Origin of the sequence: Streptomyces nitrosporeus (assembly GCF_008704555.1) — a bacterium.
In the GTDB taxonomy this organism is placed as follows: Bacteria; Actinomycetota; Actinomycetes; order Streptomycetales; family Streptomycetaceae; genus Streptomyces; species Streptomyces nitrosporeus.
The window spans coordinates 3,982,070-3,994,345 of record NZ_CP023702.1; the positions used below are offsets into that span (position 1 = coordinate 3,982,070).

A 12,276-nucleotide genomic window follows, 5' to 3' on the forward strand; every position below is an offset into this window, starting at 1 on the left:
CGGTGGTGCGGCGAGGGGCGCTCAGGTGGCCGACGGGCCGGGCTCCCGCTTCCTCGCCCAGGCGAGCTTCGGCTCCACGAGGAAGCGGAGCGCCCGCCGTACCGGCGGACTGCAGAGCACCGTGATCATGACGGCCGCCAGCACCGACATCAGGACGCGGCCGGCCGGGGTGGCGAACACCTCGACGTCGTAGAAGCCCGCCCGTTCCGCGCCCCGGATCACGAAGCCGTGCAGCAGGTAGCCGTACATCGTGCCCGCGCCGAGCGCCGTCATCCACAGCTTGCGGTTCGGTACCCAGGCCAGGAAGCAGGCGCTCAGCACCACCGCGCAGCCGAACAGCAGCAGCGTCACCGGCGCGCCCACCCAGGCCGGCTCGCCCAGCTGCTCGGCCCCCGCCTTGTGGAACAGCCACGAGTGCGAGAAACGCGGCTCGGCCCAGTAGGCGGCGGCCAGGGCGATCAGGCAGACGGGCACCGAGGCGACGCGCACCGCCCGGCGGCGTACGAGGTCGAAGTGCTCGGGCCGCAGCTTGAGGCCCAGGACGTAGAACGGCAGGAACTGCAGGATCCGCTGGAGCTGGAGGTCGGTGCCGATGGTGCTGTTCATGGAGCCGATGCAGGCGATGACCAGCGACAGCGACAGCGGCCACCGGACCGTCTGCCAGAACGGCGTGGTGATGCGCCAGAGGAAGAGCGCCGGCAGGAACCACAGGAGCCAGTACGGGGCGAGCGGGCTCAGCTCGTAGCCCGGGGTCTTCGTGAGGCGTTCGAAGACCGTGTACGCGACCTCGAAGACCGCGTAGGGCACCAGCACACTGGTGACCAGCTTCCACATCCGGTCCGGCCGGGCGTCGAAACTCCGGGAGAAGTACCCGGAGACCATGATGAAGACCGGCATGTGGAAGGCGTAGACGAACATGTAGCACGTCTCGACGAGGCGCCCGCTGTCACGGAGCGGCTCCCAGGAGTGCCCCAGCGCGACGAGGACCATGGCCAGGTACTTGGCGTTGTCGAAGTACGGATCGCGGGCGCGGCGGGGTGCGGCGGGTGCGGCGGCTCCGGTGGCGGCGGCCCCGGCGGGGCCCGGGGGCCGTGAGGTCAGGGAGGGCATCCGGCCACGATAGAAGACGGCCCGGGGTTCCGGTTCCCCGGTACCGCCTCCTCCCCCGGGCCCGGGTGGCCCCCGGGCCCGGCCCCAGGTCAGCCGCCCCGCCCACCCCGGCGTTCCGCTTCCCCGCCGCCGCGGCACCGCGCGGCCCCCGTGCCGTGCCGCACCGCACCGTCGGTCCGGTCCGGCCCGGTTCGGTCCGTGACGGCGGCGGCCGGCGGCCGGCGGGCGCTGCCCGGGGGACGGGCCCGCCTGCCCCAGGGGCACGCCGGGGGAAGGCCCCACCGCGGTCGGCGGGACTGCCTCATGGGCAGCGGGTGAACCGCCAACCACCCTGTGTACATGACGACTTACGCCAGAACACGCACCGCACTGCTGCTCGCGGCGGTCACCGCCGCCTCCGCGCTGACCGCCGTGGCCTTCGCCCCGGCCGCGGGGGCCGCCGGTGCGGGCGGCACGCCCGCGCTCGTCTGGGGGCCCTGCGAGCCGGCCGGGGGCCCCGCCGGCCGGGAATGCGCCCGGCTCCCCGTACCGCTCGACTACAGCGACCCCTCGGGCCCGCAGGTCACCCTCGCCGTCACCCGGCTCAGGGCCCAGGGGCCGGCACCCCGCAGGGGCACCCTCCTGGCCGTCCCCGGCGGCCCCGGCGGTTCCGGGGTGCAGCGCGTCACGGAGCGGGGGGAAGCGCTCCGGAGCGAGACCGAGGGCAGGTACGACATCGTCGGCTTCGACCCGCGCGGTGTCGGCGGCAGCACCAAGGGCTCGTGCTCCCTGGCCGAGGAGGACCGGTACATGCTGACCCTGCGGTCCTGGCCGGCCCCGGACGGCGGCATCGACGAGAACGCCACCCGCTCCCGCCGCGTCGCCGCAGCCTGCGCCCGCAACGGCGGCCCGGTGGTACGCGGCTTCACCAGCGAGAACCAGGCACGTGACATGGACCGGCTGCGCCGCGCCCTGGGCGAGCGGAAGGTCTCCGTGTGGGCCACCTCGTACGGCGCCTACACGACCGCCCTCTACGCCCAGCACTTCCCGCGCCGTACCGACCGGCTGGTGCTGGACAGCAGCGGGGACCCCGACCCGGACCGGCTGGCACGCGGCTGGCTGGCCAACATGGCCCGCGGCGCCGAGGACCGCTTCCCGGACTTCGCGGCCTGGGCCGCCGACCCGCCGGCCGGACACCGCGGCCTGCGGCTCGCCGAACGCCCCGAGGACGTCCGCCCGCTGGTCACGGACCTCGCGGCGCGTCTGGACCGGGCACCCCGCCGGGCCGTGAACTCGGACCTTCCGCTGAACGGCAACGCGCTGCGCCAGGCCCTGCAGAGCGCCCTCTACGGAGACGGCGCCTTCGCCGGCTTCGCCGCACTGGTCAAGGAGGCCGCCGACCCCGACGGCAGCCCGGTCCTGCCGCCCGAGCTCGCCGGGCCCCTGCCCGACACGGACGCCGCCGTCACGATCGCGGTGATCTGCAACGACGTACGCTGGCCCGCCTCGGTCGAGGGGTACCGGAGCGCGGTGGCCGCCGACCGCGCCGCCCACCCGCTCACCGCGGGGATGCCCGCCAACATCACGCCCTGCGCCTTCTGGAAGGACGCCCCCACCGGCAGGGCCACCCGGATCACCGGCGAAGGACCGTCGAACATCCTGATGATCCAGAGCCTCCGGGACCCCGCGACCCCCTACACGGGGGCGCTGAAGATGCGCGCGGCCCTCGGTGACAAGGCGCGGATGGTCACCACGGGCCGCGGCGGGCACGGGGTGTACGTACCGGGACGCGGAGCCTGCAGCGACCGGGCCGTCGCCGCCTTCCTCAACGACGGGCAGCGCCCCGCCCACGACACGCACTGCGCGGACTGACCCGGCACCGCTCAGGCCGTCCCCGGGGGCGGGCCGCAGCGGTCCTCCCCGGGGACGGTGGAGCTCAAGGGCCCCGAGGCCCCGTGGCCCCGCGCCCCGAGGCCCCGGGGGCCTCGCTCAGGCCGCCGGCCCCGGCCCGGAACCCGCTTGAGCCCCCGGGAACCCGCTCAGGCCGCCGGGGCCGGTCCGGTGCCCGCTCAAGGTCGCCGGGGCCGCTCTGGCACCCGCTCAGACCACCGGGCCCCGCTCCGGCACCAGCTCAGACCGCCCCCGGGCCCCGCTCCGGCACCAGCTCAGGCCGTCCCCGGGACCCGCTCAGGGCCTCAGCACCACCTTGCCGACCGTCCGGCGCGCCAACAGGTCCTCATGGGCCCGCCGGGCGTCGGCGAGCGGGTAGGAAGGGCCGGTCACCGGCTTCAGACGGCCCGAGGCGACCAGCCCGAAGAGCTCCTTCAGCGGCCCGGCGACCGCGTCGGGCGCCGCCAGCGCGGCACGCAGCCAGAAGCCCGTGACCGAGGCGCTGAGCCGGCCGAGCCGGGCCGGATCGACGGGGGTGAAGCCGTTCCGGGCGGCGTTGCCGTACGTCACGAGCCGGCCGAAGGGCGCCAGGGACTCCAGCGCCCGGTCGAAGAGCTCCCCGCCCACCGCGTCCAGCACCACGTCCGCCCCGCGCTCCAGCGGATAGGCGGCCACCCCGTCCGCCCCCAGCTCCAGGGCCAGCCGCTCCTTGTCCGGGGTGGACGCCTGGGCCAGCACCCGGCCCGCCCCGAACTCCTTCGCCAGCTGCACGGCCAGGCTTCCCACCCCGCCCGCCGCCGCGTGCACGACGACGGTCTCCCCGGGCCGCACCCGGGCCGCCGTACGCAGCAGGTGCCAGGCCGTCAGCCCCTGCATCATCAGGGCCAGCGCCTCGGCGGCACCGAGCTCCTCCGGAAGGTCCACGAGCGAGGACTCCTTGGCGGCCACCAGCTCCGCGTACCCCCGCGACACCCGGGCCAGCACCCGACGGCCCTCCGGCGTACGGCCCACGACCTCACTGCCCGGGACGAACGGCAACGCGTCCGCGGCCAGATAGGAACCGTCCACCTGATGGGTGTCCGCGAAATTCACCCCGGCAGCCTCGACGGTGAGCAGTACCTCGCCGTCCGCCGGTACGGGCGCGGGGAGTTCGACGGGCCGCAGGACTTCGGGACCGCCGAAACGGTCGAACTGGATAGCGAGCATGCGGCACGGTACCGCGCACGGCGCCCCTGTGGCCGGACGGCCCGTTCGCCCTCGGGGGAACCCCGTCCCTGGGGTATAAAAAAACCGTTCGGACGGTTTGTTGAGGGGCGGCCGCCCTGTGTGCGCCGGGCCGGGGAAGGCTCCGGGGCCGGAGAGCGCGCCTGTCCCGGACCGCCCGGTACGGCTATGGCGCGGACCGGCTCGTTCCGGTGGGATCCACCACTGCCAGACTGCCGCCATGAGTGATCTCCTCAGCGGCAAAGTCGTCCTCATCACCGGGGCGAGCAGTGGCATCGGCGCGGCAGCGGCACGTGTGTTCTCCCAGGAGGGCGCCAGGGTGGTCCTGGCGGCCCGGAGGGAGGACCGGCTGACCGAGCTGGTCGACGAGTTGAAGGCAGCGGGCGGCGAGGCCGCCCACGTCGTCTGCGACGTCACCGTCGCGGCGGACGCGGTCCGGGCCGTGGACTTCACGGTCAGCACCTACGGCAGGCTGGACGGGGCGTTCAACAACGCCGGTGTCGGCGGGGACCGGACCCCCCTGCACCTCATGGGGGACGACGTCTACGACGCGGTCATGGACACCAACGTACGGGGCGTCTGGAACTGCATCCGCCCCGAGATAGCGGCGATGCTCGCCCACGGCGGCGGCGCGATCGTGAACAACAGCAGCGTGGGCGGCCTGGTGGCGATACCCGCGGCCTCCGCCTACATAGCGGCCAAGCACGCGGTGGTCGGCCTCACCCGCGCCGCCGCCGACGAATACGCCGGACAGGGCATACGCGTCAACGCCGTCGCCCCGGGAACCACCCGCAGCGAGATCACCGCCGACTGGTTCGGGCGGAACCCCGGCCTGGAGGAGATGGTCAACAGCCGCACTCCGCAAGGGCGTACGGCCGAACCCGAGGAGATAGCCTCCGCCGCCGCATGGCTGCTCAGCGACCGCTGCCCCTTCCTCACCGGCACGGTCCTCCCGGTGGACGGCGGCTTCATCAACCAGTGAAGACCGGCGGCTGACCGGGGTGTGCGGCCGGGCGGGGCCGCCCCGGTCAGCCGCACACCCCGGTCAGCCGCCCCCGGAAGACCACCGCCTCGTCCTGCACCCCGGTGACCAGGACCGTGACCCGGTCCGAACCGGCGGCGGGCACCACCTCGGCCTCGATCAGGCAGGGACGGCCGAACTCGACGTACCGCTCGAACGAGGCGGCCACCACGCCCGCCTCGAAGGGCATCGGATGGACGGCGGCCCGCGCGGCCTGGTCGGCGGCCTCCATCAGTACCAGCCCCGGGACATGGTCGACCGGGTGGTCGTACAGCAGATGGTTGGACGTGTCGTGGCGGAGCCACCACCGGCGCGGCCGGCCGCCGGGGGCCAGGACCACGTCCCCGGCCCGGTCCCTTCCCACGGTGCGGGGCTCCACGGGGTCCGGGAGCGGCCAGTCGTCCCACGCGGCCGTGAGGCTCTCCCCGCGCAGCCGCCGGTACGCGCCCGGCGAGACCCAGCCGAACTCGGAGTCGGCCCGCGCGACCATGGTGTCCCCCTGGAACACGCGGACGTCCATGCCCAGTGAACTGACCGCCTTGCCGGCCTTCTTCGGCGCGGACACGGTGACCTCGACGCCGAGGGAGGCGGATTCGGCCGGATGTACCCGCAGATCCCCGTTTACGGTGAAGTCGAAGTAGTGCAGGAGGGTTTGGTGGGACAGTGGGACCCCGTACGCCGCGTGTGCCACCACCAGGCCGCTCTGACGGATGGTCTGGGTGAGCACCCGCGGGTCGTACCGAAGGCCCCGCGGGGCCGCCGGCCACCGGGCGGTGAGCGAGAACTCGCCATCTTTCAGGCGGCGCCATCCGGTGACGAAGACCGACTCGTCCCGGCTGAGGTGAACATATGTCCGCGGAACCGCCTGTTCGCCCCAGGCGGGGGCGGGCAGAGTGTGCGGAAAAACAGGTACCTCGGGCACGGTCCCCCCGGACATGGCGCAAATTGGCAAGCCTGGCGCTGATATGATACCGGTTTGCCGGTATTTTTTGAAGAAGCGTCAGATCGAGGTCAAGGGGAGCGCGAGTTGGCGAGGCAGCAACGGGCGATCCGTACGCGCCGAATCTTCCTGGAAGCCGCAGCCGAGGTGTTCGACGAACACGGTTACGACGCCGCCACGATCGCCGCGATCCTCGACCGCGCCGGCCTCACGCGGGGCGCGCTGTACTTCCACTTCACCTCGAAGGAGGAGCTGGCCCGCGGTGTCCTCCAGGAGGCCGTGACCTCGGACGGCGTCTCCCCGCAGATCTTCAAGCTGCAGGAATGGATCGACATAGCGCTCCTCCTCGCCTACCGGCTGCCCCGGGAGCCGCTGCTCAGCGCCTCGATCCGGCTGTCCGTCGACCCCCGGGCACGCGGGCTCTTCGGGACCCGCTGGCCGGACTGGATCACGCTCGGCACCGAGATCCTCACCGAGGCCAAGGAGCGCGGTGAGCTGCTGCCGCACGTCGATCCCGGTGCGACCTCCCGGCTCTTCGTCGGGGCCTGGACCGGTGTCCAGCTGATAACGGAGTCCATGCCCGAGCCGCCGGACCTGGTCGGCGAGATCTCCGCACTCCTCGAACTGATCCTCCCCAACAACGCCGTCCCCGGCGTGCTGGCCCGGCTCGACACCTCCCCGCACCGGCCCGAGCGCATCCTGGAGGAGAACCGGACGGCCGCCGCGTCCTGACCGCCGCGTCCTGCGCCGCAGCGCGCAGGACCGCGCCGCGCACCGGGCCCCCGCGCACCGGGCCACTGCTCCCCGGCTGCCGCGCGCGGGTCCGCCGGGAGCGCGGGCGCACCTGGCGGGGCCCGGCGGCGTCACCCGAACGGGCGGGCGGGGCCTGCGAAGCCGCTGGTCAGCGGGCAGGCTGGCCCCATGTGGCTTCGCCGGTCGGTCCTGGCCGCCGCCTTCGTACCGCTGGCCTTCCTGGTGTTCCGGGACGAGCCGGTGCCGCTCGTCGTGCCCGACGAGGCCACCGCGCGCCCCGAGACCCCGGCGGCCCCCCGGCCCGCGATCGTCAGCCGGGCGCAGTGGCACGCGGACGAGAGCCTGGTCAAGGAGGACGCGACCTACACCGGGGCGGTGAACGCGGTCTTCGTGCACCACACGGGGCACCCCAACGACTACGACTGCGCCGACGTCCCCCGCATGCTCCGGGCCATGGAGGAGGACCACGTCAGGAGCGAGGGCTGGGACGACATCGGCTACAACTTCGTGGTCGACCGCTGCGGCACGGTCTACGAGGGCCGGGCCGGAGGCGTCGCCCGCGCCGTGCGCGGCGCCCACACGACCGGGTTCAACTCCCACAGCGTGGGCATCGCCGCCGTGGGCAACTTCGCCCCCGGGGTGCCGGTGCCCGAGGCGCTCATCGAGGGCATCGCGAAGGTGGGCGCCTGGAAGCTGCGCCGGGGTGTCGACCCCGAGGGGACCGTACGGATGGTCTCCACGAACGACGACAGCCTCTTCCACCGCGGGCAGGAGGTGTACCTCCACGCCGTGTCGGGTCACCGGGACACCTTCGAGACCAACTGCCCCGGTGACGCCCTCTACGCCCAACTCCCGGCGATCCGCCTGGAGATGGTGCGCCTGCGTTCCTCCGGCGGGGCCTCGGCGCGGGACGGCGGCAGCAGCCCCGCCCCGCTGCCGGGCGGGTGAAAAGCAGAAGATCCGCCGCGTCAAAGCCCTGTGAAAGCCATATCGGCGGTTTATCTGGTCGAGCCCGAGCCAGACCTTCTGGAGCACAGCGGAGGAATACCGTCATGCCGGCATCACCCCTCGCCAAGCGGCCCGTCGAAGCCGTGTTCGCTCTTCTGCTCGTCCTTCTGGGCGCGTTGGGCCTGGCCGGCCGCAGCGTGGCCGCCGACCGTACCGCCCCCGCGCAGGCCACCGCCGTACAGGGGGCCCCGGCGCAGGCGGTCCCCGCCCGTACCGCCCTCGGGCCCCACGTCACGGCGGGTACCGACTGGGACCGCATCGCCGAGTGCGAGAGCGGCGGCCGGTGGGACATCAACACCGGCAACGGCTACCACGGCGGACTCCAGTTCGCGCCCTCCACCTGGCAGGCGTACGGCGGCACCCAGTACGCGCCGCGTGCCGACCTCGCGACCCGCGCGGAACAGATCGCCGTCGGTGAACGCGTCGCCCGCTCGCAGGGACTGTCCGCCTGGCCGACCTGCGGACGCCTCGGAGCGAACGGCGCACCGGACTCCTCCGCCGCCGCCCCCGCCCCCGCCCCCGAACAGCCTTCCGCCACCGACCGCCGGAGCAGCCCCGGAAACCAGGGGAGCTCCGGCGGTTCCGTCGTTTCCGGAAGCACGTCGGACGACCAGGGCGACCGGTCGTCCCGGAGCACGGCGTCCGGCGGCACCGATGACCTCGTCGGTGCCGAGACCTACGTCGTCGAGCCGGGCGACTGCCTGTCCGTGATCGCCGACCGGGCCGACGTCCCCGGGGGCACCGACGCCCTGTACGCACTCAACCGCGCCCTGCTGGACGAGGGCCCGGATCTGATCTACCCGGGTCAGCGCCTCCGCCTCACCGCCTGACCGTGCTCCCGGGCCGCCCGGCCCCCGGCCCGCTCCTCACCCGTCCGCTCCTCGTCCTCCGCCACATGGACGGCGCACTCCGGGTTCCGGCAGGGGCCTGGACCCCGGTCGGGGACGAAGACGCCGAGGGTCTTGTGCCGCCCCATCACCGTCTCGACGGGGTGCTCGCAGACAGGACAGACGTAGGCGGCCTGCCCGTCGTACTGATGACGCTCGGTTCCGGCCATGTATTCACGGTAGCCCGGTACCAGGGCGAAACGTAATCTCTCCGACTATTCACCCGGGAGTCCGGTCATGGCAGAGGTACTGTCGCCGGCCGCGGGTCTGCGATCCGTTCGCGCCGTCGTCTTCGACACCGACGGAGTGATCACTGATTCGGCCCCGGTGCACGCGGCCGCCTGGAAGAAGGCGTTCGACGCCTGCCTCGCGTCCCACGAAGGCCAGCGGCCCTTCGACGCGGACGAGGACTACCGCCGCTACGTCGACGGCAAGGCACGGCAGGACGGCGCGGTGTCCTTCCTCGCGTCGCGCGGGATCGACCTCCCCGAAGGCACCCCGGACGACCCGCCCGGCACGGCGACGGTACGGGCCGTCACCGCCCGCAAGGACGAGGAGTTCGTACGGAGCCTGCGTGAACGCCCCGTCGACGTCTGGCCGGGCACGGTCCGGCTCCTGCGCGTGCTGCGCGAGAGGGGCGTGCCCTGCGCGGCGGCTTCCGCGTCCCGGCACGCGACCGAACTGATCTCAGGGGCGGGGCTGCTGGACCTGTTCGCCGCCGTCGTCGACGGCAACGAGGCCCGCCGGCTGGACCTGCCCGGCAAACCGGACCCGGCCCTGTTCACCGAGGCGGCCCGGCGCCTGGGCACACCCCCGGACGACACCGCGGTGGTGGAGGACGCGCTGGCCGGTGTCGAAGCGGGCCGGCGCGGCGGCTTCGGCCTGGTGATCGGGGTGGACCGGTCCCGGAGCGCCGCCGGCGCCGCGGGGCTGCGCCGCCACGGCGCCGACATCGTGGTGCCCGACCTCGGGGACCTGCTGGCCGAGGAGGAGACCCGATGAGCGCACCGTCGGCCCAGCCGGCGCCGCCGACGGCGGCGGAGCCGTGGACCTGGGAGTACGAGGGCTACGACCCGGAGAAGGAGCGGCTGCGCGAGGCCCTGTGCACGCTGGGCAACGGCTACTTCGCCACCCGCGGCGCCGCCCCCGAGACCCACGCGGACACGTCCCACTACCCGGGCACCTATGTGGCGGGCGTCTACAACCGGCTCGTCTCCTCCGTCCAGGGCGGCCGGGACGTCCAGAACGAGGACATGGTCAACCTGCCGAACTGGCTGCCGCTGCGCTACCGCGTCCGGCCCACGGGCGGCACCCCCGGACCCTGGCTGCACCCCGACCACTCCTACCTCGTGGAACACCGGCAGTGGCTCGACCTGCGCGGCGGCACCCTGCTGCGGCGCAGCGTCTACGAGGACGGCGCGGGCCGGCGGCTCGTGGTGGAACAGGAACGCCTGGTGCACATGGGCGACCCCCATCTCGCCGCGCTGCACACGGTGTTCACCGCCGAGGGCTGGACCGGGGAGCTGGAGGTGGTGGCCGGCATCGACGGCGACGTGACCAACAGCGGCGTCGCCCGCTACCGGGACCTGGCGAACCGCCACCTGACGGGCTGGGAAACGGGCGTGGAGCGCGGTTCGACCGTCTGGCTGCGCTGTCGCACCGTGGAGTCCGACATCGGGCTCGCCCTGGCCGCCCGCACCGTGGCCACCTTCGGTACGGCGGAGAGCGGCGGTGACCACCACGCGCACCCCGAGCAGCTGCCCCGGGGCGTCCAGCAGCACCTGCTGGTCCCGATGGGACCGGGCTCCCCGGCCGTCGTCGACAAGACGGTCGCCCTGTACACCTCGCGTGACCAGGCCATCGGCAGCCCCCAGCGGGCCGCGGTGGGCGCGGTGGCCCGGAGCCCGGAGTACGGGGAACTGCTCGCCTCCCACCACCGGGCCTGGGGGGACCTGTGGCAGCGGGTCCAGGTGGAGGTGCCGGGCGAGCCGGGGCACATCCTGCGCCTGCACCTCTTCCACGTGCTCCAGACCCTCTCCCCGCACACCGCCGACCTCGACGCCGGGGTGCCGGCCAGAGGGCTGCACGGGGAGGCATACCGGGGCCATGTGTTCTGGGACGAACTGTTCGTCCTGCCCTTCCTCAACCTCCATCTCCCGGAGGTGTCAAGGGCGTTGCTGGACTACCGGCACCGCCGGCTGCCCGCCGCCTGCCGGGCGGCCCGCGCGGCGGGCAGGCGCGGCGCGATGTTCCCGTGGCAGAGCGCCGCCGAAGGCCGTGAGGAGACCCAGCAGGTCCACCTCAACCCGCGCTCGGGCCGCTGGCTGCCCGACCACTCCCACCTCCAGCACCATGTGGGCTCGGCCGTCGCGTACAACGTGTGGCAGTACTGCCAGGCCACCGCCGACACGGAGTACCTCTACGGCAACGGCGCCGAGACGCTGCTCCAGGTCGCCCGCTTCTGGGCCGACAGCGCCCAGTGGGACGACGGGCTGGGCCGGTACCGCATCCTCGGCGTCATGGGCCCCGACGAGTACCACGACGCCTACCCGGACGCCGGCAGGCCCGGACTCGACGACAACACGTACACCAACGTGACCGCCGCCTGGGTGCTGGCACGCGCGGGCGAGCTCTGCCGCGACCTGCCCCGGAGCCGGTACCGGCAGCTGCTGGAGGACATCCGGCTCGACCCGGCCGAGCTGTCCCGCTGGGAGGACGTCTCGCACCGGCTCCACGTGCCCTTCCACGACGGGGTCATCAGCCAGTTCGCCGGATACGGGGAACTGGCCGAACTCGACTGGAAGGGCTACCGCGCCCGGTACGGCAACATCCGGCGGCTGGACCGGATCCTGGAGGCCGAGGGCGACACCGTCAACCGCTACCGGGCGTCCAAGCAGGCCGACGTGCTGATGCTCGGCTACCTTTTTTCCCCCCGGGAACTCGCCGCCCTGTTCAGGAGACTCGGCCACGACATCGACGACAGCACCTGGCACCGCACGGTCGACTACTACGAGACCCGCACCAGCCACGGCTCCACCCTCAGCTCCCTCGTCCACGCCTGGGTGCTGGCCCGGGCGAACCGGGACGACGCGTGGCGGTACTGCGAGGAGGCACTGACCGGGGACGTGGCGGACCTCCAGGGCGGCACCACCGAGGAGGGCATCCACCTGGGGGCGATGGCCGGCACCCTGGACCTCGTACAGCGCGGGCTGACCGGACTGGAGACCCGCGACGACGCGCTGTGGCTCAGCCCGGCCACCCTGCCCCAGCTGCCGAAGTTCCGGATGCGCCTGCGCTTCAGACGGCACTGGGACGTCGACCTGAGGCTGCGGGCCGAGCGGCTCAGGATCGCCGTACCGGACTCCGGCCGCCCCGGGGTCAGAGTCGGGCTGGACGGGCAGCGGTACGTCGTCGAACCGGGTACGGCCCAATGGCTGGAGCTGCCCGAGGACGCCTGACGGACG

General features: G+C 73.6%; 11 protein-coding genes. 7 read left to right on the plus strand and 4 right to left on the minus strand.

Annotated elements, in window-relative coordinates; translation table 11 throughout:
• Positions 1–21: 21 nt before the first annotated feature.
• Positions 22–1,110, minus strand: a complete 1,089-nt coding sequence (locus tag CP967_RS17730) for an acyltransferase family protein (protein WP_150488908.1) — start codon at positions 1,108–1,110, stop codon at positions 22–24.
• Positions 1,111–1,449: 339 nt separating this feature from the next.
• Between CP967_RS17730 and CP967_RS17735 the strand changes: the two genes are divergently transcribed.
• Positions 1,450–2,961 carry an alpha/beta hydrolase gene (locus CP967_RS17735; RefSeq protein ID WP_150488909.1) on the plus strand — a complete coding sequence of 504 codons (1,512 nt, stop codon included), beginning with the start codon at positions 1,450–1,452 and terminating at the stop codon, positions 2,959–2,961.
• 315 nt (positions 2,962–3,276) lie between these two features.
• Here CP967_RS17735 and CP967_RS17740 read toward each other — a convergent pair whose 3' ends face one another.
• Positions 3,277–4,185 (minus strand): quinone oxidoreductase family protein, encoded by a 909-nt coding sequence (locus CP967_RS17740; RefSeq protein ID WP_150488910.1) that lies wholly within the window; start codon positions 4,183–4,185, stop codon positions 3,277–3,279.
• Positions 4,186–4,423: 238 nt separating this feature from the next.
• On the opposite strand from CP967_RS17740, the gene CP967_RS17745 reads away from it, so the two are divergent.
• Complete coding sequence (locus CP967_RS17745; RefSeq protein WP_150488911.1) at positions 4,424–5,185, plus strand: glucose 1-dehydrogenase; 762 nt, start codon at positions 4,424–4,426, stop codon at positions 5,183–5,185.
• Positions 5,186–5,231: 46 nt separating this feature from the next.
• On the opposite strand, the gene CP967_RS17750 is transcribed toward CP967_RS17745, so the two are convergent.
• Positions 5,232–6,161: a ScbA/BarX family gamma-butyrolactone biosynthesis protein gene (locus CP967_RS17750; RefSeq protein ID WP_150488912.1), complete on the minus strand. Its 930-nt coding sequence runs from the start codon at positions 6,159–6,161 to the stop codon at positions 5,232–5,234.
• A gap of 90 nt (positions 6,162–6,251) precedes the next feature.
• On the opposite strand from CP967_RS17750, the gene CP967_RS17755 reads away from it, so the two are divergent.
• From CP967_RS17755 to CP967_RS17765, 3 genes are all read left to right on the plus strand, one after another.
• On the plus strand, positions 6,252–6,896 hold the full coding sequence (locus CP967_RS17755) for a ScbR family autoregulator-binding transcription factor (RefSeq protein WP_150488913.1): 645 nt from the start codon (positions 6,252–6,254) through the stop codon (positions 6,894–6,896).
• 189 nt (positions 6,897–7,085) lie between these two features.
• Complete coding sequence (locus tag CP967_RS17760) at positions 7,086–7,865, plus strand: peptidoglycan recognition protein family protein (RefSeq protein ID WP_150488914.1); 780 nt, start codon at positions 7,086–7,088, stop codon at positions 7,863–7,865.
• A 104-nt stretch (positions 7,866–7,969) separates the two neighbouring features.
• Positions 7,970–8,755, plus strand: coding sequence for a LysM peptidoglycan-binding domain-containing protein (locus CP967_RS17765; protein WP_150488915.1), 786 nt, complete (start codon positions 7,970–7,972; stop codon positions 8,753–8,755).
• Here CP967_RS17765 and CP967_RS17770 read toward each other — a convergent pair.
• Positions 8,731–8,982, minus strand: a complete 252-nt coding sequence (locus tag CP967_RS17770) for a hypothetical protein (RefSeq protein WP_150488916.1) — start codon at positions 8,980–8,982, stop codon at positions 8,731–8,733. The genes CP967_RS17765 and CP967_RS17770 overlap by 25 nt on opposite strands.
• A 67-nt stretch (positions 8,983–9,049) precedes the next feature.
• Here CP967_RS17770 and CP967_RS17775 point away from each other — a divergent pair, with 67 nt between their 5' ends.
• Together CP967_RS17775 and CP967_RS17780 are read left to right on the plus strand one after the other, a co-directional pair.
• Positions 9,050–9,814, plus strand: a complete 765-nt coding sequence (locus CP967_RS17775; protein WP_150488917.1) for an HAD family hydrolase — start codon at positions 9,050–9,052, stop codon at positions 9,812–9,814.
• The gene (locus tag CP967_RS17780; protein ID WP_150488918.1) at positions 9,811–12,270 is read left to right on the plus strand and encodes a glycoside hydrolase family 65 protein; all 2,460 of its coding nucleotides are present in this window, start codon (positions 9,811–9,813) and stop codon (positions 12,268–12,270) included. Before CP967_RS17775 ends, CP967_RS17780 begins: the two co-directional genes overlap by 4 nt.
• Positions 12,271–12,276 lie beyond the last annotated feature (6 nt).